The following is a 21,220-nucleotide window of genomic DNA, read 5'->3' on the forward strand; positions in this document are numbered from 1 at the left end:
TATCTTTTGGGTTACAAACAGCCTCTTTTTTAATTACCCAAACTCTTAAGACCAATTCCGAGCTACTTCTTCATCAGCCCTTAACTGATCCACTAATTGGTCAACTGAGTCAAATTTGCTCATATCTCGAATGCGATCAAGCCAATAAACCATGACGGTTTCCCCATAAATATCTTGATTAAAATCAAAAATATTGACTTCAAAACGTGCTTCTTCTCCATCAAAGGTCACATTTTTCCCGACACTAGCCATAGCACGATACTTCTGTCTTTGAATCTCAACATCAACGACATAAACGCCATCTGCTGGCATATAAGTACGATCTAAAAGCACCAAATTAGCTGTTGGATAACCAATCGTACGACCACGAGCATTGCCATGAACCACCATACCTCTTGATGGAAGCGGTGCCCCCAAAAGTTCTCCTGCTTCTTTTACATTTCCATCTAAAATAGCTTGACGGATACGAGTTGAACTAATCTTTCCTTTCTCATCTTCTACAGGTGGAACGATAATGACTTCTCCATCAAAGTAATCCTTTAAGTCTTCTGCCGTTTTTTGGTCAGAACCAAATGTATAATCAAAACCTGCAACAATAATTTTGGCATTCATAGCCTTGATATAAGTTGCAAAAAATTCTTCTGCCGTGAGACTAGCGAATTGACTACTAAAATCAAGGAGATATAATTCTTCTACGCCTTCACGCTTTAATTTCCTCTCACGTTCAGCAGGGTTCAAAATATGTAAAAACAGATCAGGATGATAAGGCTCTAAAGCAATCTTTGGAGATTCATTAAAGGTCATAACGACGATAGGTAATAAATCTTTTCTCGCAGCCTTATTGGCAACACGAAATAATTCTTGATGCCCCTTGTGTATACCATCAAAATATCCGAGAACAACGACTGAATCAGATGGTGTGCCAATATCTTTTTGGTTTTTTATAGGAATAGTAATAATCATAAAATAATTATATCATAGCGATAGCTTTTTCTGGAACAGAAAATCTGAAATGTCGTTTTTTTCACCTGAAATAGCCTTTTTTTCAAAAGGGAGTAGCATGCAAATATATATTGACTCTGATATACTAGAATTACAAAAAAGGTGAACGATTAACATCATAAGCCATTCCCAATTTATTCTCATCGTATCACAATTCATCATCATTCTTGAGTGAAGAACTGATAGTTGAATAACCTGCACTAATATCGCAAAAGCCAGCGTCATAAAACGCTGGCTTTTAAACTGTGAAAAACTTTTCTAAACTAGATTGCTTCTGTAACAAAACTACGACTTTCAAGTACCTTAAGCATGGCATTAGCTGTATCTAGGGCTGTAAAGAGGGGTACCCCGTGTTCAATGGCTGAACGACGAATTTGCTCACCATCTTCGTCAGCAGTTCGTTTGGTTCCTACTGTGTTAATGATAGCTTGAATTCTTCCTTTACGAACAAAGCTTGGAATATCCTTATCATCATCACCAATCTTACCAACAGGTTGGGCTTGCAATCCATGACTAGCAAAGAAGGCTGCTGTCCCTTCTGTCGCGAGGATACCATAGCCAATATTTTGGAAACGACGAGCCAAGTCCAAGGCTTCTTCTTTGGCATCATCAGCGATGGTAAATACAACGTTACCAAAAGTTGGCAAGTGTAAGTAAGAAGCTTCAAAGGCTTTATAGAGAGCTTTTTCCAAAGTCGTATCAGAACCCATAACTTCACCTGTTGACTTCATTTCAGGACCGAGTAAGCTGTCTACCTTAGCTAGTTTGGTAAAGGAGAAGACAGGTGCCTTGATATGAACGCGGGTGCTTTCAGGGTAAAGTCCATCTTGGTAGCCAAGTTCTTCAAGGTTTTGCCCAAGAATGAGCTTGGTCGCTACTTGAGCCATAGGAATATTGGTCACCTTAGAAAGGAATGGAACCGTACGGCTGGCACGTGGATTAACCTCAATAACATAGACTTTTTCATCCTTGATAACAAACTGGATGTTCATCATTCCAAGGCAGTTAAGACCGATTGCTAGACGTTTAGTATAGTCTGCGATGGTTTCTTGCACCTTTTGCGACAAGGTTTGTGGTGGGTAAACGGCCATTGAGTCACCTGAGTGGACACCGGCACGTTCGATGTGCTCCATGATACCAGGGATAAGAACATTTTCTCCGTCTGAAATAGCATCAACTTCACACTCTTGTCCAACGATATAAGAGTCAACAAGGACTGGATGGTCAGGACTAGCCTTAACCGCTGTACGCATGTAAGAACGAAGATCTTCTTCATTTTCTACGATTTCCATAGCACGTCCACCTAAAACATAAGATGGGCGAACTAAGACTGGGAAGCCAATCTTGCGAGCTGCAAGCACTGCTTCTTCTTCATTGGTAGCCGTTTGTCCTGGTGGCTGTGGAATGTCCAAGTCTTTTAGAGCTTGCTCGAAGAGGTCACGGTCTTCGGCACGGTCTAGGTCAGCAACCTGTGTCCCAAGGATGGTCACACCTGCTTTTGCCAATGGCTCCGCAAGGTTGATGGCTGTTTGACCACCGAACTGAACTATAACACCTTTTGGTTGCTCCAAGTCAATGACGTTCATAACATCTTCGAATGTCAATGGCTCAAAGTAAAGCTTATCTGATACAGAGAAGTCTGTAGAAACGGTCTCTGGGTTTGAATTCATGATGATGGCTTCATAGCCAGCCGCCTGAATAGCCTTAACCGAGTGAACTGTTGCGTAGTCAAACTCTACCCCTTGACCAATACGGATTGGACCAGAACCTAGGACTAGGACAGATTCCTTATCAGACTTGATAGACTCGTTTTCCCAACCATAGGTTGAATAGAAGTATGGTGTTTCAGAGTCAAATTCTGCCGCACAAGTATCGACCATCTTATAAACAGGAACAATCTTGTTTTCCAAACGAAGTTGGCGCACTTGGTCAGCTGTCGTTTTCCATAGTTCAGCAATCTTACGGTCTGAAAATCCATTCAATTTTGCAGTTTTCAAAACTTCAAGATCTTGTGGATGGGCACCCAACTCCTGCTCAATCTCAAAGATATGTAGAAGTTTATCGAGATAAAAGATATCGATTTTTGTAAGTTCTGCAATTTCTTCTGGTGTGTAACCACGGCGAATAGCTTCTGACACATAGAAGAGACGGTCATCTTGGGCCTTAACAACCTTTTCAATCAAGGCATCATCAGAAACTGCTGCAAGCTCAGGCATTTCATTGTGGTGCACACCAATTTCAAGGGAACGACAGGCTTTAAGGAGAGATTCTTCGATGTTTCGACCGATTGCCATGACTTCTCCAGTGGCCTTCATCTGTGTCCCAAGACGGCGCTCACCTTTTTCAAACTTGTCAAATGGGAAACGTGGAATCTTGGCAACGACGTAGTCAAGGGCTGGCTCAAACATGGCATAGGTTGAACCCGTGACTGGGTTGATAACCTCATCCAAGGTCAAACCGACGGCAATCTTAGCAGCCAATTTGGCAATTGGGTAACCTGTCGCCTTAGATGCAAGGGCTGACGAACGTGATACACGAGGGTTTACTTCGATGACGTAGTACTTGAAGCTGTGTGGATCAAGAGCCAGCTGAACGTTACATCCACCTTCAATCTTGAGGGCACGAATGATGCTCAAGCTCGCGTCACGTAGCATTTGGTTTTCATAATCTGACATGGTTTGGGCAGGGGCAAATACAATGGAATCTCCTGTGTGAATCCCGACTGGGTCAAAGTTTTCCATGTTACATACAACCAAAGCATTGTCAGCTGAGTCACGCATGACTTCGTATTCAATTTCCTTGAATCCTGCGATTGAACGCTCAATCAAACATTGGGTAACAGGTGACAACTTCAGACCATTTTCAGCGATCTCGCGCAATTCTTCCTCGTTGGCACACATACCACCACCAGTGCCACCAAGAGTAAAGGCTGGACGGACGATGACTGGGTAGCCAATTGTTGCTGCAAAAGAAACTGCTTCTTCTACTGTGTTGACAATTTCAGACTCTGGAATTGGTTGGTTCAGCTCTTCCATCAATTGTTTAAAGAGGTCACGGTCCTCCGCTTGGTCGATGGCAGATAGTTTAGTACCCAGAAGTTCAACACCAAGCTCATCTAGGATACCATTTTTAGACAATTCCATGGCCATATTAAGACCAGTTTGCCCACCAAGGGTTGGTAGCAAGGCATCTGGACGTTCCTTACGAAGAATACGCGTTACAAACTCAAGTGTAATCGGTTCAATATAAACCTTGTCCGCAATCTCCTTGTCCGTCATGATGGTGGCAGGGTTTGAGTTAACCAAGACAACCTCATAACCTTCCTCTTTCAACGACAAGCAAGCCTGGGTCCCAGCGTAGTCAAACTCAGCAGCCTGACCAATAATAATCGGACCAGAACCAATCACCATAATTTTTTGAATATCAGTACGTTTAGGCATATATAAGATATTAAGGGCGTCAAGCGGACAAAGCTAAAATAGGAGTTATGACGAAGAACTGTCAGTTCTAGGAATAACTATCTTTTTAGCACCGTCCGTAGCCCGTATTCAGTTCAGCAAATACGGAGCACCCTTCTCCTTTCTATTCGGCAACTCTCAGGTTGCCATTAAATAAATTCTCCGACGAGCTTTTACTCGTTCTTAGTTTGATTGTTTAAAAGCTTCCATCATCTCGATAAACTCGTCAAATAGGTAGCTTGCATCATGAGGACCAGGGGCTGCATCTGGATGGTATTGAACAGAGAAAGCAGGTTGGTATCTGTGACGCACACCTTCAACTGACTTGTCATTGATTTCTTCGTGGGTGATAATCAAGTGTTCTGGCAAATCCTCACGGCTGACTGCATAACCATGGTTTTGGCTGGTAAAATCTACGCGGCCTGTAGCAATCTCCCGTACCGCATGGTTAAAGCCACGATGACCAAACTTCATCTTATAGGTCTTAGCCCCGTTTGCCATTGCAAAGAGTTGGTGCCCCATACAGATACCAAAGATTGGAATTTTTCCTTGTACACCGCGAATCATATCCAGTGCCTGTGGAACATCTTCTGGGTTACCTGGACCATTTGACAACATAACTCCGTCAGGATTGAGATGGAGAATTTCTTCAGCCGTTGTCGAATAAGGAACAACCGTCACGTTACAGTTGCGTTTAGAAAGTTCACGTAAGATTGAGTGCTTGAGACCAAAATCCACTAGCACTACACTCAAACCAACTCCTGGAGCTGGATAGGATGTTTTAGTAGAAACCTGCTTGATATTATCTGTCGGTAAAACTATTGCTTGGAGCTGGTCCGTCACATGGTCCATACTGTCCCCAACATGAGTCAAAGTTGCACGCATGGTACCATGCTTACGGATAATCTTGGTAAGTGCACGCGTATCAATCCCTGAAATACCCGGAATTTTCTTGGCTTTCAAAAATTCATCTAGCGTCATTTGGTTGCGCCAGTTGCTTGCTCGACGCGCTTCTTCAAAAACAACGACTCCCTTACAAGTTGGAATAATGGATTCGTAATCATCACGGTTGATTCCATAATTTCCTACCAAAGGATAAGTAAAGGTCAAGATTTGTCCATTATAAGACTGGTCTGTAATGGATTCTTGGTAGCCGGTCATGCCTGTATTAAAGACGATTTCGCCTGTTACATCAATATCTGCTCCGAAGGCCTTTCCTTCAAAAACTGTGCCATCTTCTAATACTAGAAGTCTTTTTGTCATATTTTCACCTCTCGTGGACGCTCACTGGCGTCTTTTAACGTCTTGTGTTTTAGTTGGCGTTTCTACTCGCCAGTACGGATTCTAAGATTGCCATTCGAACAAAGACACCATTGGTCATTTGTTGGACAATCCGTGATTTTGGCGCTTCAACCAAGTGATCTGCGATTTCTACATCACGATTGACTGGAGCTGGGTGCATAAGTATTGCTGTTTCTTTCAAACGATCATAACGTTCTTGACTCAAGCCATGTTGGGCATGGTAGTCTTCTTTTGAAAAGACAGCTCCACTATCATGGCGTTCATGTTGCACACGGAGAAACATCATGACATCCACCTGATCAATGATTTCATCAATGGTTACAAACTGTCCATAGTCTGCAAACTCTTGACTTCTCCATTCCTCAGGTCCAGCAAAGTAAAGTTCAGCTCCCAAGCGTTTCAAAATCTGCATATTGGATTTGGCAACACGTGAGTGGTCCAAGTCACCTGCAATCGCAACCTTGAGACCCTCAAAGTGGCCAAATTCCTCATAAATGGTCATCAAATCAAGCAAGCTCTGGCTAGGGTGTTGGCCCGAACCATCTCCACCATTGATGATGGAAGTCGTAATCGTGGGACTAGCAATTAACTTTCTGTAGTAGTCAACCTCTGGGTGACGAATCACACAGACATCCACTCCTAAGGCAGACAGAGTCAGGATGGTATCATAAAGTGTCTCACCCTTATTAACCGAACTAGTCTTCACATCAAAGTCAAGTCGTTCCAGCCCCAGTTTAATCTCTGCCACTTCGAAGGACTTATGCGTCCGTGTAGAATCCTCAAAGAAAAGATTGGAAACAATCGGATGGTCTTCATAAGGAAGCTGAGCTCCATTTTTAAACTCAATTCCTCGCTTGATCAATTTCATCACTTGATCGACAGTGAGGTCTTCCATGGACACCACATGGTTCAATGCTTGTTGATTTTCTGACATGGCTACTCCTTTAGCTTTCTAAGCTTCTTCAGTAATCAGAACTCTGTCTTGGCCATCAAGTTCTGCCATCTCTACGATGATTTCTTCAGAACGACTGGTTGGGATATTTTTTCCAACGTAATCTGGACGGATTGGCAATTCTCTATGTCCACGATCGACTAGAACTGCTAAACTCACGCGCGCAGGACGACCATGACCTACAATATTATCAATAGCAGCACGGATAGTGCGGCCTGTATAAAGCACATCGTCCACCAAGATAACTTCGCGGTCTGTCACATCGACAGAAACCAAAGAAGTATCTTCTCCACTTTTAACATCGTCACGGAAGGGTTTAGTATCCAATTCCACAACAGGAACTGAAAGATTTTCTAGTTGCTCCAAACGTTCTTGGATTCGGTGGGCGATAAAGACACCGCGAGTTTTAATACCAGCCAAGACGATTTTATTCAAATCTTTGTTGCGTTCGATAATCTCATAAGTAATACGCGTAATCGCTCGTTTGACGGTCAATTCGTCTACAACTTCTTTTGCCTTCATGACAAACCTCCAAAAAGAAAAGTCTCCTTAAACAAGGAGACTTGAAATGTATAGCTAAGTAAGCCCTACTGCAAACAGTATAGACTTCACCCTTCTACTTTATCACGCTCCTTGCCTGCCTCACGGGACAGGTTTAAAGGAATATTTAGTTATCAATTACTATAGCACAAAGCATGCTTAAAATCAAGCAAAAACTTTCGATGTTCCATCTTACAAATTGCTAAAATCATATAATTGTGGGTACTGGTCACACTCTGGATTTTTAGGATGACAAATGGCTCTTCCAAAATAAATCATAGCCTGATGAGCTGCTAACCACTGCTCAGGCGGCAAGATATCCATAACCCTCTTTTCCACCTCAAGCGGTGTAGCAGATTTCTTGACAATATCATGATGCTTGCAGATACGCTCAACATGAGTGTCCACTGCAAAGGCTGGAATCCCAAAGCCCACACTCATGACAACATTGGCTGTCTTGCGACCAACACCTGCCAGACTTTCTAATTCCTCTCGAGTCTGAGGTACTTGACCATCAAAATCGTCTAGTAACTGTTGGGCACATTTTTTAAGGAATTTAGCCTTATTTCGATACAGTCCCAGGCGAGAAATGTGTGAAGCAATCTCACTCTCTGTCGCTACAGACATGGCTTGTGGCGTTGGAAAGGCAGCAAAGAGACCTGGTGTGGCCTTATTTACCGCTGCATCTGTTGTCTGAGCTGACAACATGACCGCAACTAGTAGTTCAAAATGATTGGTAAAATCAAGACTGGGCTTGGCATCTGGAAAAAGAGCAATAATTTCTTCTAGCACCTTTCGTGCGCGTTTTTTTGACAAGACCATTATTCGTCTCCATCAAATAGTCCTTGTAAGCCAGCAAAAGGACTGTTTTCTTCTTTCTTAACTGCTTGTTGAGCCTGATATTCTTCCTCTGTCATGATTTGCCAGTCATTTCCTGACACAAATCCTTGACCAGCTTCTTCTTCAGCCGTCAAAACCTTGATAGGGATATTAAGCAGGATATTGTCTGACACGCTCTCAGCAAGGTCAAGTTCTCCATTTTTGATAGGCAAGACCAAATCATCGTCTAAAACTTCCTGATCTAGCTGGTTAGCTGCGCCTTCCATGAAAACTTCCGTGACTGGATAAGATTCAACTAACTCAACTGGCTCCATACTACGACTTGAAGCAAGGACAATGGTATAAGACAACTGATAATCTAAGAAATACATACGGTCTTCGTACTGTACTTTCCCAACTGCAAGGATATCTTTTACATCTAAAATTTCTTGATTGCGTGCACGCAAGTCTGTGGCTAGGTCTAACGTTTGTTCAAAATGCAAGCCTTCAGACTGCTTACGAATTTCTTGAATATTTAATTTCATACTTCCTCCATAAAGATTTACTCTCTTGATTATACCATGAAAAGGCTACAAATCAGCACATCAAACTTTGTAATTAAAATTCGATTTTTTAATATATTTATCACTATATTTTTTGGTGCTATACTATAGGCAATAATACATGATAGCAAGGAGGATGCTCACATGGAAAACAAAGAACTCATTACAAATGCTTACCACTCGGATTTTAGAACTTGGAATTTCCAGTTTTCTGTTGACAAAATTTCCTTAAAGGTATAGTATAAAGATACTAATACTCGGAGGTAAGGGAGACATGAACAACTAAGTCTATCAAATAAAGAACCTTTATTTAGTAGATCTTGTTTTTGTCTCTTTTTGTGTACTCTTTTATGCTCTTTCTTCTGGCATTTTATACTCAATGAAAATCAAAGAGCAAACTAGGAAGCGAGCCACAGGTTGCTCAAAGCACTGCTTTGAGGTTGTAGATAAGACTGACGAAGTCAGTTACATATATCTACGGTAAGGCGACGCTGACGTGGTTTGAAGAGATTTTCGAAGAGTATTAATAGAGTTTTTTGACATAAACTTTGGCTCTACTAGGTAAAGTAGAGCTTTTTGTTATGCACTATGAACATTCTAGAAAGGGCAATCATATGATAAAAATCAATCACCTGACCATCACACAAAACAAAGATTTACGAGACCTTGTCTCTGATCTAAGCATGACCATCCAGGATAGGGAAAAGGTAGCTATTATTGGAGAGGAAGGAAATGGCAAATCAACCTTACTTAAAACTTTAATGGGAGAAGCTTTGCCTGATTTCACTATCAGGGGAGACATTCAATCTGATTATCAATCAATAGCCTACATTCCTCAAAAACTCCCCGAGGACCTGAAAAAGAAAACTCTACACGACTACTTTTTCTTAGATCCTGCTGATTTAGACTACAGTATCCTCTATCGTTTGGCGGAGGAGTTGCATTTTGATGGCGATCGCTTCGCTAGCAACCAAGAAATTGGTAGTCTATCAGGGGGTGAAGCTTTGAAAATTCAGCTCATCCATGAGTTAGCCAAACCCTTTGAGATTCTATTTTTAGATGAACCTTCAAATGACCTAGACCTTGAGACGGTTGATTGGCTAAAAAGACAGATACAGAAGATGAGGCAAACCGTTATTTTCATTTCCCATGATGAAGACTTTCTTTCTCAAACGGCAGACACTATTGTTCACTTGCGACTGGTCAAGCACCGTAAAGAAGCAGAAACGCTAGTAGAGCATTTAGACTATGATAGCTATAGCGACCAGAGAAAGGCTAATTTTACCAAACAAAGCAAGCAAGCTGCTAACGACCAAAGAGCCTACGATAAAACCATGGAAAAACATCGGCGAGTCAAGCAAAATGTAGAAACTGCGCTTCGAGCTACCAAAGACAGTACTGCCGGTCGCCTATTGGCTAAAAAGATGAAAACTGTCCTCTCACAAGAAAAACGCTACGAAAGGGCAGCTCAGGCCATGACCCAAAAGCCACTTGAAGAGGAAGAAATCAGACTTTTCTTCTCAGATATCCAACCATTACCGGCTTCTAAAGTCTTAATCCAACTGGAAAAGGAAAATTTGTCCATTAGCGAGCGCGTTTTAGTTCAGGAGTTACAACTAACTGTCCGTGGCCGAGAAAAAATCGGTATCATCGGACCAAATGGTGTTGGAAAATCAACTCTGTTAGCCAAGTTGCAACAACTACTAAGCGCCAAAAGAGAAATTTCGCTTGGTTTTATGCCACAAGATTACCACAAAAAACTGCAATTGGATTTATCACCAATAGCCCACCTCAGCAAAACTGGAGAAAAAGAGGAACTACAGAAAATCCAATCTCACTTAGCCAGTCTCAATTTCAGTTATCCAGAAATGCAACATCAAATCCGCTCCCTATCTGGCGGACAACAGGGTAAACTCCTGCTTTTGGATTTAGTCTTGTGCAAACCAAACTTTCTCCTGTTGGATGAACCTACACGAAACTTTTCTCCAACTTCTCAACCCCAAATCAGAAAACTCTTTGCAACCTATCCAGGCGGTCTCATCACTGTTTCGCATGACCGTCGTTTCTTAAAAGAGGTCTGTTCAAGCATCTATCGCTTGACAGAACACGGTTTGGAGGTAGTTAATTTATAAGATTCATACTCATGAGGATAATTCTTTGCTTTGGAGCGCTATTTAAACATTATAATCAGTGAATAAATCTTATATCCACATTCAAGTTAATAATTTCTTGTAATCAACTCTAAATAGACGGATAAAAACTACTTCTAACTATCAAAAAACGAGCACCTCCTCAGTTGGAAATGCTCGTTTTCTTATGTTGCCATGGTTTATAATTACAATGAGAAATAGGAAACAGACTTGAATGGGAAAATCTCCTAGATCTACGACCACAAACTTTTTATCTACCAACTTTTTTATTCTACTGGTTTTTCTTAATTTCCAGTACTTGTTGTAGATTCTGCTGTTTCCTTTTCTGAAGTTGATTCAGCAGTTTTAGAATCTGTTGCGTTGCTCGGTTTGTTTTCGTCACTGGCAGTTTCACTGTTAGATTCTGCAGCTGCTAATGTTTCAGTTTCGGGACTTATCTTATCACCATTTGCTTCAGCATTTGTTGCTGGACTTGCTTCTTCACTCGCGCTTGATTTTGACTTGATTTCTTGATTCAAGATCAGAATAGCTTTTGTCAATTCAAGTAAAGCAGCTTTATCTTTACTCTTAGCAGAAAGTTGATCTAGTAGAGTATCCACCTTATCAAAGTCCTCATCAGAACCCTTATTGTTTTCTAAGTAAGCGTGAAGTGACATGAGGATATCGTAAAGTTTTTGATAGAGTACAAGTGTCTGAGGATCTTGCTCAGCATTTTCTTTCTCTTGTTGAAGGGCACTAGCGATACGAGTCAAGACATCTTTCACCTGGCTGTTTACTTCATCCAAATCTGCATCAGCCTTATTTGTGGCAGCTTTGAGATTTTCTACTTCTTCCGCCAAGGATTGTCTGATTCCTTCTTCTTGGATTTGCTCTAAGAGTTGAGTTGCCTTGCTCAAGAGACTTTCTACTTGTTCCTTGCTGACATGATTCATATGCTCTTCAGGCATAAAGTCTCCGTACAATTCTTTCAAGAAGCCATAAATGGCTGTCTTGGCACTTTGATTATCAACTTTTTCAGTATCTAGAACTGTCTGACTTGATTTCGCAGTAGTTGGCTGAGCTTTCAAAGCTTCTTCCACTTCTTGTTTTGCCTGATAGATGCTTGGGAATAATTTGTTCAATTCTGCTGCCTTAAGGAAGGATTGAGATTGATACAAGGTCCAAGTCAACTGAGCCACTTTGTTTCGAAGTTCATCACTCAAACGACCGTCATTTACGTGTTCGTAGAAGTACTTGATGTATTCAACTGTTGTAACACCTGTTCGATCATTAAAGTCTTGAAGAGCTTGAAGTTGTGATTCAACCGCTGCTAAAGCAGTCTCATCTTTTGCCAATTTAGCTTCTTGGAGTCGAACGAGAAGGTCTTTCTTAGGAAGTCCATAAGAGTCTGTATCCAGTGTATTGATTTTATCAATCAAGGCCTGATATTTCTTATCTAGAGCGCTTGTTTCAACAGGTTTGACACTTTCATCAATATGGATATATTGCTTATCAAAGAGATCAAGTGTCGCAAGATAACCTGCTGTAGAGTTAGTTGCCAGTTTCTTCATGTTTTCAGTAAACTGACCTAAGGCTAACTCAATCTGTCTTTGTTCGATAGGCTTGTCTTTGTAGATGCTTCTGCTATCAGCTAGAAGTTGATCTACTTTTTCCAAGACTGCCTTCTCATCAAAAGCTCCAGGTTGATAATTGGATTGTAGGGCTGGAATCTTGTTTTTCAAAGCTACTTCATAGCCCTTCGTTTGAACCTTGATGTAGTGATTATGGTCGCCATGAGGAATCACAAAACTACCATTTTCTACCTGTAAACTATAAGGAGACACACCATCTCGCAAAGCAGTAGTATAAAGTTCATTTAGGAAATCAAGTTCTGGATTGCCAGTTTGAAGAGGAATCCGAACGTGTTCCTTACGAACAGCATAGGGATGGATATGAGTTGGATCGTAGGCTTGGTCTGGATTTCCAAAGACAAAGAATCCGTTTGAAATTCTAATCGCTTCAAGTGGAACGCCGTATGTCTTCGAAATATAAGCAATCTTTTCTTCATCACTAGCATCTCTTGAGAAAGACTCTACTGTTTTAGCAAGAGGTTTTACAGGCTCTGCATCGTGATGTGTTTTCAGATGATCCTGTGCTGCCTTAATTTGCTCTGCTGTCAAATCTTTCTTGAAGAAGTAATGATTGTGGTCTCCGTGACTCATGACAAATCCTTGCTCATCCTCACTGATGACACGATTGGCATCAAAACCGTGATCATGGTCTTCATCATGATGGTGTCCATGATGATCTTCATCGTGATCGTTATCATGAGCTGGATTTGGTGTTGCTGTATTTGCCTCTTTCAAGTGGTCTTGCGCTGCCTTGATTTGATCAGCAGTCAAATCCTTCTTGAAGAAGTAATGATTGTGGTCACCATGACTCATGATAAATCCTGCTTCATCTTCCGCAATAATACGATTAGCATCAAAGCCGTGCCCATCTTCTTCATGTTCCTCATGTGAAACACCAGGATTGACTGGAAGTGATGGCGAAGGTGTTGCTAGACCATTGTTTGGAAGAGTCGGTTGACCAATTTGATTCGTCTTAGGAATGTAATGGAAATGATCACCATGTCTGACGATATAAGCTGTGGCTGTTTCTTCAACGATATCTTTTGGATTAAAGATATAGCCATCAGATGTTGAAGGAATTTCCTTATTTAACGTTGAAGAAGCATTATTCAATATAGATGGATTACTTGGAAGACTTCCTAGACTAGACGCTACTTCATGAGGTTTTTCATTTGTAGAGACCGTAGAATCAGTTCCACCGATAGGCACCATTCTAGCAATCTTTTCTTCTAAAGGAGAGAGCTTGCTATAAGGAATAAAGTGATAATGATCGCCATGCGGAATCGCAACACCATTTGGTGTACGGCTGATAATCTTAGCAGGGTCAAAAACCAGACCGTCTGATTCACTGTAACGTTGGTCACTAGGCGAATCATAGAGTTCTTTCAATAGACTTTGGAGATTTTCAACTTTGCTTTCTGGCTTGCTAGTTGATTCTTTCTCTATAGCTTGATTAGTATTATCACTAGCTGTTGAAGAATAACTTAGCTGACTTGGTTGCGTATTTTTGCCAGCTAAATGAGCTTTAGCAGCAGCTAACTCACTAGCAGACAAATCACTTTTTGGAATATAGTGGTAGTGGCCTCCGTGAGGAACGATATAAGCATCACCAGTATCTTCGATAATATCAGCTGGATTAAAGACATAACCATCATCTGTCGTATAGCGTCCCTGAGACCTTGCTACAGCAACATCTGAACTGACCTTCTCATTATCTTTGACATGTTCTTGTTTTTGACGATTGATTTCATCTTTGGTTCGAACATTATCAGCATGAGCTGCATCTTTCAAATAGACATAATATTTTCCATCGAGCTTGATGATATAACCACCCTTGACCTCATTGACAATATCTCCATCCTTAAGTTTGTAGTTTGGATCCTTCATCAAGAGTTCTTCACTAAAGAGGGCATCATAAGGAACTTTCCCGTTATAGTAATGATAGTGATCACCGTGTGACGTCACATAGCCCTGATCTGTAATTTTGATGACAATTTGCTCAGCCTGAATTCCTTCTTTCTGGCTAACCTGATCTGGTGTCAGGTTTTCAGTTTTCTGACTTGACTGGCTGCCATCCACATAAGAGACACGATTATCGTCCTTATTTTCCTGCGAGCGATGCTGGTTCAGTGCATAGGCACAAAGACTCAAGGATACGATAACAGCTGATCCAGCTGCTATATACTTTTTACTGAATTTCATAAATCCCTCATTTCAATAAATGATGAAGCTTTTTCTTAACTTCCTTTACTTGATTAAATAGTTTTCTAAATTGGTTATTTAACCAATTAATTAACCAGTAAATAGTTTACATTTTTTAAGTTTATCTGTCAAGATTTTTATGTTATTTTAATCATGACCACCCCTAAAACGGGTGGTTTGCCTGTCTCACACCTGACTTAGCGAGACGGACCGAAAGTCACGTAATCCAAAATATCGCCCCGTCTGGAGCGATATTTTTATTTTTTCTTTTTCGATGGTGTGTGGATAGCAATCTTCACTTCAAAGATTGTTCCCTTGGGTTTATTATCTTTAACAGTAATGGTTCCTTTAAGCGCATCTACAATTTGCTTGGCCAGAGATAATCCTAAACCAAAACCACCTTTTTGGCGGGTTCTAGCCTTATCCACTCGATAAAAACGGTCAAAAATTTTCTTCTTATCTTCTGCTGAAATACCGACTCCATTATCAGAAACCAGTAAATACAGATTGCGATCAGTCGCCGAGATAAGAAAATCAATTTCACCGTCCTCTTCAGTATACTTGACAGCATTATCAAATAAGATAGTCATCAACTGCTTCAAGAGAAGCTGATCTGTGACAATCGTGCGATGGATGCGATTTTCAAAACGGAAGACACGGTCATTTTCCGAGGCAATCATCTCATAATTAGTGAAAGTCGTGTTAAAAAAGCTAGTTGGAACTTCTGCAAGTTCCGGCTTAATCCCATCATCTCGACGAGCCAAATTCAACAAGTTTGTCGTCAAAAAACGCATATTTCGGACTTCTTCCAAACTCGATGCAATGCTTTCGCTCACATCCATAATGGTAGCTTCTGGCTTACGAAAAAGGGTCTCTAAGCGATTTTGCAAAACTGCGAGTGGAGTTCGTAACTCATGACTAGCATTTTCCACAAAGGACTGTTGCTTCTGCATGCTCTCAAGCAGGGGCCTAACACTGACCCTAGCTAGATAGAGACTTGCAAGTAAAGATAAAATCCAGAAACTTGCCATCACAATCACAATCAATTTCTCGTGCTTTTGACTGGCCTGCTCCAACTGACTAGTATTAATCAAGATAGCTGCATACTTGATATTGGTTGAAACCGAACTGATATTCGTTTCCATCAAAATCATGCGATAGATTTCTTCTTGTCCATAGCTATTAAAAACCTGAATCTGATAGATATGGCCTAGTTCTTTCTTTTCTAACTTAATCTTATCCAATCCCAAAAATCGATTTCCAGAAAGGAGCTGTGTAAAATTCTTATCAAAAAGAATAACCTCCGTATTGGAACTGACATTGGGTTTTATCTCAGTCTTACTAGTATCTGTAGCGGCATTCTCTAAGTCTTTAATCTCTTCTGTTGCCCTATTTACAGCAAGCTGAATAACTGCCTGAGGATTTTCACTCAGTCCATGAAGCTTATCATCCACCGAAGTATAGAGACTCGAGTGCATGACCTGCAAAATAATTAGAGTCATGGTGGAGAAAATCAGAGTGAAGACACCAAAGTTACGAATAAAATAACTAAAATCATCCGCATACCATGTTTTTTTTAGTTTACTGAACATCTTTTAAAATATACCCAACACTGCGCAAGGTTTGCAAATTCTCTGCAAAAGTGGTTCCTTTTAATTTCTTACGGACTTTTGAAACATAGACTTCGACAACCGAAATCGTTGTATCACTATCAAATCCCCATAGACGATCAAAAATCTGAGTCTTAGGCAAAATAACATTTTGATTTTGAAGGAAATAAACCAGTAAATCAAACTCTTTCCCCAGCAATTCGACAGGAGTATCTTCGACTTTAACGGTATTGGTTGACAAATTAACCACAATATTTCCATAAGTCAAGGTATTTTCATTAAACTTACCTGAACGTTTGAGAAGGGCTTGAATCCGCATTTTGAGTTCTTCTAGGTAGAAAGGTTTAGTCAGATAATCATCTGCTCCCAGTTCAAATCCATGTCCCTTGTCATCCAAACTTTCCTTGGCAGTCATAATCAGAACTGGAGTCGTAATCCCCTTTTCACGCAATTCTTTCAAGACTTGGAAGCCATTTTTTTCAGGTAACATCAAATCGAGCAAAATCAAATCATAGACGCCACTTTCAGCTTCATAGAGACCTTCTTCTCCATCAAATACCTGCATGACATCCGCAAAATCGTCTAAAAAGTCAAATACTGAATTTGACAGGCCTAGGTCATCCTCAACTAATAAGATTTTTATCATGAGAAACTCCTCCTTATTAAAACCATTATACCAAATTTGCCTTAAAAAAAACTCAACTCTCTGCATTTTACATGAGATAGCTGAGTTTTCTTTTTATTTTAGGCTTGTTTATGCATTTCCGTATTGAAGAACGACTGCTTCCACTGCAGCTTTTTCACGGTTAATCAAGTCAACACGCGCTGCAATTTCCTTGATTCCCATACCGATGTTACGGCTAAGAGCAAGGTCAGAAAGTTGTGGCTCAAAGAATTCCTTGTACTCTGCCAAGCGTTGCTGAGTCTTAAATACGTGTGCAGGAAGGATAACAAAGCTATCAAAGCTCATATCTCCACCAAGAGCTGCCTTAATCCAAGCCCAGTTTTCACGCGCCCAAGACCAAGCTGTTTCCTGAGTTGCTTTGTGAGCTAGGAATTGGTAATACCAAGCAGACAAGTCTTGTGGTTTGACCACAAATTTGTCCTTCCAAGAAGCAATCAAGGTTTGGATATTGTTCGCATCTTTACTATAGGCAAGAGCGGCTGCCAACTGACGTTTAAAGACAGCATCTGTTGCGTGCGTATAAGTATCAAGATAAAGTGCTAACAAGTCTTTGGTCTCATGATGTTTCATCTCATTGATCAGAACTTGTGAGCGAATGGCTGCTGGAAGTCCTGAAAGCTGATCCTTGTGAGCTTCGAAGATTTGGCTAGCGACTTGACTAGCTTCTGCATCATTTGATCGAATCATCATAGAAATAGCCAACTGACGAACCAATTCATCCTCATCTGATTCACCATCTTTAGCTTCAAAACCAAGACGGTCATAGTTGTGACGAGCCAATTTAGCAACCAAGGCTTTGAAGGCTCTTTCAGCTTCTGTTCCTTCATCGATAAAGCGCTCAAGAGCAGAAATTACTTCAGAAACAGCTGAAACGACAAGGTAAGATTCTTCCTTAGCAAGTTTATCAAGGACTGGAAGCAAGTCTGCATAAGAAATGTTCCCTGCTTCAGCAAGCAAACGACGTTCTTGAACGATCTGCAGTTTACTTGTGTTATCAAGCTCAACTAGGTCAGCAAGAACAGCATCTAACAAGTCTCCTTGATAGTCTGTAATGTAGTGGGCTGTATTTTCAGTGTTGAGACGAAGTGCTGTTTTGTTTTCAGCAAGAAGGGCTGCGTAGCCAGGGATTTCGATGCTTTCAGTTTCGAGTGTCTCAGGCAAGCCTTTCCAGTTGCTGTTTAGTGGCACAACCCAGAGACGGTTCTTGTCTTCGTGCTCACCAATAAAGAATTGTTTTTGTGAAATCTTTAAGACATCATTTTCAACTTTGACAGTGAGAACTGGATAACCAGGTTGTTCCAACCAAGAATCCATGAAGGCTGCGACATCACGTCCAGACGCTTGACCAAGAGCATCCCAAAGGTCACGACCAATTGTATTGCTGTACTGATGTTTTTCAAAGTAGGCATGCAAACCTTTGGCAAAATCGGCATCACCTAGCCAACGACGAAGCATGTGCATGAGGCGACTTCCTTTGGCATAGACGATAGCTCCGTCAAAGAGCGTATTGATTTCATCTGGATGTTTAACTTCGACGTGAACAGATTGAACACCATCAGTCGCATCACGTTTCAAGGCAGACGGAACACCACCTGTTTGGAAATCTTCAAAGATATTCCAGCTTGGTTCAATAGCATCCACACAGACGTACTCCATCATGTTAGCAAAGCTTTCATTGAGCCAAAGGTCATCCCACCATTTCATAGTAACGAGGTTACCAAACCATTGGTGAGCCAATTCATGGGCCACAACAAGGGCAACTTGTTGACGGCTGGCAAAGGTAGAGTTCTCATCCACAACCAAGTAAACTTCACGGTAGGTCACAAGACCCCAGTTTTCCATAGCTCCAGCTGAGAAGTCAGGAAGGGCGATGTGGAGAGATTGAGGGATTGGGTATTTAACTCCATAGTAATCTTCGTAAAACTCGATAGAGCGAACAGCGATATCCAGTGAGAAATCAAGGTTAGATAGTGGGTGGGCTTTGGTTGAATAAACACCTACGAGGGTACCGTTTTTAGTTTTAGCCGTCACACCTTGTAAATCACCCGCAACAAAGGCTAACAAGTAAGAAGACATGCGAGGTGTTGTTTCAAACTTCCAGATACCTGTTTCCTTACGGTTTTCAACATCGATTTCTGGCATGTTAGACAAGGCCAATTCACCTTCTGCTTGGTCAAAACGTAGAGAGAGGTCAAAAGTTGCTTTAGCTGCTGGCTCATCCACACATGGGAAGGCTTCACGAGCAAAATGGCTCTCAAACTGAGTAGACAAAACTTCCTTCTTGACTCCATCAACTGTGTAATAAGAAGGATAAATCCCTGTCATGTTGTCTGTGATTTTTCCTGAGAAAGCGATAACCACTTCAACTTGACCAGCCTCAGTCAATGCGATATGAAGAGCTTCATTGTCATGATCAACTGTGAATGGACAAGCTACCCCTGCAACTTCTACAGAAGCGATTGCCAAGTCTTTTTGATGAAGGGAAATGCGGTCACTCTGTGCTTGCCCAGTGATGGACACTTTCCCTGAAAAAGTCTTGGTCTCACGACTCAAGTCTAAAAATAAATCATAATGTTCAGGAACAAATTGCTTAATAAAATGTTCAACTGCTTGCATAGTTTTCTCCTATTCTAAGTTTAAGAGCTGCTACTCTTCTTCAAACAAACTTATTATATCATGTTTTGCCTGAGAAAAAAGGATTGGACGGTGATTTCCAAAACTTTCTTCCTTTCTAATAGCCTACAGTGGGTAGACCTTGCGAAATTCTTCTAAAACAACCTTGCTTTCAGGTGTAAAAGTCAGTCCTGCTTCTCTCAACCACTCGGCGAAACAATCCTCATGAACCTGACGCCAATAGGCTAGGGATTTGTCACCTTCCCCTTCCTTAAAGGCATGTTGAGCAGAAACTTGATTGAAGGGCTGGACAGAAACCTTTGTAATTTCGACAATACAGACAGCTTGATTGTGACTATCTAAAATGACATCAAAAGTTCCTTCTTGAGGAAGAGACTCGGCTTCTAGTGCATAGAGGTCGTAGGCTGATGCTGTTGCCGTCTTTTCGCCTCTTAAAACCAAATCTGCCAAGAGATCGGCTTCCACTCCAAAAGCCCAAGCATCGATTTCATCTCCAACCGAAGAATTGATTTTCTTGTAGGCATTCCACATTTCTTGCGGTGTCATGGGTTGCTCCTTTGTAATTTTTTACTTTCTTCTTTTATGTGTTTAAGATGGTCTGGATGGTCGATTTCTAAATCAAAAATCTCTGGAATAGAACTGTAGTGGATAATGCATTCGATACCCATCTGATTCATTTTTTGTATGAAAGAAGTATTCAAATAGCCTGCTACAGTAAAATCAATCTTTTTCATCCTTGCTTTATCCTGCATATCTCTTAGCATATCTAACATTATTGGACTTTCCATATCATGCCATTGACTGTTTCTCACAGTGGCAAAAATAAAAGAAGTCAAATCATTCATTCCAACTACAATCTTTGAAATGCCCGTTTCCAGTATCCTATCCAAGTCAAAATACGCTGACGGTAATTCAATCATCGTGCCGATTTTCCCAGTAAAACCATACTCACGCAATACTGTAATAGCTTGCTTTAACTGCTCAGCATCATTGACAAAAGGAAAGATAACAGATAGATTGGGATTGTTTTGATGAACTTCTGTAACGACATGTGCTTCAGCCTGAAATTCATCCGGACACGCCAGTAAACGCCTAGTTCCTCTATATCCAAATAAGGGATGATTTTCATCAAAATACTCTTTAGTCCCCTTTAAACAATTAGCTTCTGTATTCGTTAATTCAGAAAAACGATACCAAACTTCTTCATCTGAGTACAGGGAGCAGATAGTCTCTAGATAATCTTTTACAAATTGCTGACAACTTGCTAATATGATGTTTTGATTAAGCTCTCTCAACAAGTATTCCCCACGAATCATTCCAATGTGGTGAAATAGTTGGGGGTAAACTTTTTCATCAAGTTTTTCGCCACTAAGGGCAAGTTGGTTTCTCATCATTCACCTTCCAATTCATGTAAGAGCTCTTGTCCAGTTCTGGAAATCCTAATAATTCTGCTTTGACCTTCAAGACTAGTGACGATGAATTTTATTTGGAATAACTTCTAACACTAAATCCCGTCTCTTCCATAACTTCTCTAGTCAGCGTTTCCGTCAGTCCTTCACCTACTTCCTGGCTACCACCGGGTAGATCATACCGATGTTGATAAGGACCTCTCGTTTTTTCAATGCAGAGTAACTTCCCATTTTCAAAGCAAACAGCGTAGACTCCAAAGTGTCTTTTGATTTCCATCAGATCC

Annotated in this window: 13 protein-coding genes and 2 pseudogenes; 1 reads left to right on the forward strand and 14 read right to left on the reverse strand. The window is 40.9% G+C overall.

The window, feature by feature from the left end; genetic code table 11:
• Nucleotides 1–45: 45 nt before the first annotated feature.
• The 7 genes from HMPREF1048_RS09790 to HMPREF1048_RS09820 form a co-directional block, all read right to left on the reverse strand.
• Complete coding sequence (locus HMPREF1048_RS09790) at nucleotides 46–963, reverse strand: bifunctional riboflavin kinase/FAD synthetase (protein ID WP_000587438.1); 918 nt, start codon at nucleotides 961–963, stop codon at nucleotides 46–48.
• Nucleotides 964–1,265: 302 nt separating this feature from the next.
• Nucleotides 1,266–4,442: a carbamoyl-phosphate synthase large subunit gene (gene carB / locus HMPREF1048_RS09795; RefSeq protein WP_004249132.1), complete on the reverse strand. Its 3,177-nt coding sequence runs from the start codon at nucleotides 4,440–4,442 to the stop codon at nucleotides 1,266–1,268.
• A 201-nt stretch (nucleotides 4,443–4,643) separates the two neighbouring features.
• The gene (locus HMPREF1048_RS09800) at nucleotides 4,644–5,723 is read right to left on the reverse strand and encodes a carbamoyl phosphate synthase small subunit (protein ID WP_000166840.1); all 1,080 of its coding nucleotides are present in this window, start codon (nucleotides 5,721–5,723) and stop codon (nucleotides 4,644–4,646) included.
• Nucleotides 5,724–5,772: 49 nt separating this feature from the next.
• Nucleotides 5,773–6,696 (reverse strand): aspartate carbamoyltransferase catalytic subunit, encoded by a 924-nt coding sequence (locus HMPREF1048_RS09805; protein ID WP_001293846.1) that lies wholly within the window; start codon nucleotides 6,694–6,696, stop codon nucleotides 5,773–5,775.
• A gap of 18 nt (nucleotides 6,697–6,714) precedes the next feature.
• Nucleotides 6,715–7,236, reverse strand: coding sequence for a bifunctional pyr operon transcriptional regulator/uracil phosphoribosyltransferase PyrR (gene pyrR / locus HMPREF1048_RS09810; protein ID WP_000644747.1), 522 nt, complete (start codon nucleotides 7,234–7,236; stop codon nucleotides 6,715–6,717).
• A 210-nt stretch (nucleotides 7,237–7,446) separates the two neighbouring features.
• A complete protein-coding gene (nth, locus tag HMPREF1048_RS09815; protein ID WP_000244443.1) occupies nucleotides 7,447–8,076 on the reverse strand; it encodes an endonuclease III in 630 nt (209 codons plus the stop codon).
• The gene (locus tag HMPREF1048_RS09820) at nucleotides 8,076–8,618 is read right to left on the reverse strand and encodes a YceD family protein (protein WP_000773216.1); all 543 of its coding nucleotides are present in this window, start codon (nucleotides 8,616–8,618) and stop codon (nucleotides 8,076–8,078) included. The genes nth and HMPREF1048_RS09820 overlap by 1 nt, the downstream gene beginning before the upstream one ends.
• 599 nt (nucleotides 8,619–9,217) lie before the next feature.
• Here HMPREF1048_RS09820 and HMPREF1048_RS09825 point away from each other — a divergent pair.
• Nucleotides 9,218–10,768 (forward strand): ATP-binding cassette domain-containing protein, encoded by a 1,551-nt coding sequence (locus HMPREF1048_RS09825; RefSeq protein WP_004249133.1) that lies wholly within the window; start codon nucleotides 9,218–9,220, stop codon nucleotides 10,766–10,768.
• Nucleotides 10,769–11,070: 302 nt separating this feature from the next.
• Here the strand turns inward: HMPREF1048_RS09825 and HMPREF1048_RS09830 are convergent, their stop codons facing one another.
• The 7 genes and pseudogenes from HMPREF1048_RS09830 to HMPREF1048_RS09860 all read right to left on the reverse strand — a co-directional run bounded on the left by HMPREF1048_RS09830 (nucleotide 11,071) and on the right by HMPREF1048_RS09860 (nucleotide 21,213).
• Nucleotides 11,071–14,598: a pneumococcal-type histidine triad protein gene (locus tag HMPREF1048_RS09830; RefSeq protein WP_000672560.1), complete on the reverse strand. Its 3,528-nt coding sequence runs from the start codon at nucleotides 14,596–14,598 to the stop codon at nucleotides 11,071–11,073.
• A 257-nt stretch (nucleotides 14,599–14,855) separates the two neighbouring features.
• Nucleotides 14,856–16,190 (reverse strand): two-component system sensor histidine kinase CiaH, encoded by a 1,335-nt coding sequence (gene ciaH / locus HMPREF1048_RS09835; protein ID WP_000491797.1) that lies wholly within the window; start codon nucleotides 16,188–16,190, stop codon nucleotides 14,856–14,858.
• Nucleotides 16,180–16,854, reverse strand: coding sequence for a two-component system response regulator CiaR (gene ciaR, locus HMPREF1048_RS09840; RefSeq protein ID WP_000590639.1), 675 nt, complete (start codon nucleotides 16,852–16,854; stop codon nucleotides 16,180–16,182). Before ciaR ends, ciaH begins: the two co-directional genes overlap by 11 nt.
• Before the next feature lie 108 nt (nucleotides 16,855–16,962).
• On the reverse strand, nucleotides 16,963–19,509 hold the full coding sequence (locus HMPREF1048_RS09845; RefSeq protein WP_001149089.1) for a M1 family metallopeptidase: 2,547 nt from the start codon (nucleotides 19,507–19,509) through the stop codon (nucleotides 16,963–16,965).
• A 123-nt stretch (nucleotides 19,510–19,632) separates the two neighbouring features.
• Entirely contained in the window at nucleotides 19,633–20,073 is a 441-nt protein-coding gene (locus HMPREF1048_RS09850; protein WP_000188809.1) for an ASCH domain-containing protein, read from the reverse strand.
• A pseudogene (locus tag HMPREF1048_RS09855) lies at nucleotides 20,015–20,918 on the reverse strand (putative PEP-binding protein). The gene HMPREF1048_RS09850 and the pseudogene HMPREF1048_RS09855 overlap by 59 nt, the downstream one beginning before the upstream one ends.
• Nucleotides 20,896–21,213: pseudogene (locus HMPREF1048_RS09860) on the reverse strand (NUDIX domain-containing protein). The pseudogenes HMPREF1048_RS09855 and HMPREF1048_RS09860 overlap by 23 nt, the downstream one beginning before the upstream one ends.
• Nucleotides 21,214–21,220: the final 7 nt, after the last annotated feature.

This window comes from Streptococcus mitis SK575, from assembly GCF_000257865.1.
Lineage (GTDB): Bacteria > Bacillota > Bacilli > Lactobacillales > Streptococcaceae > Streptococcus > Streptococcus mitis_CQ.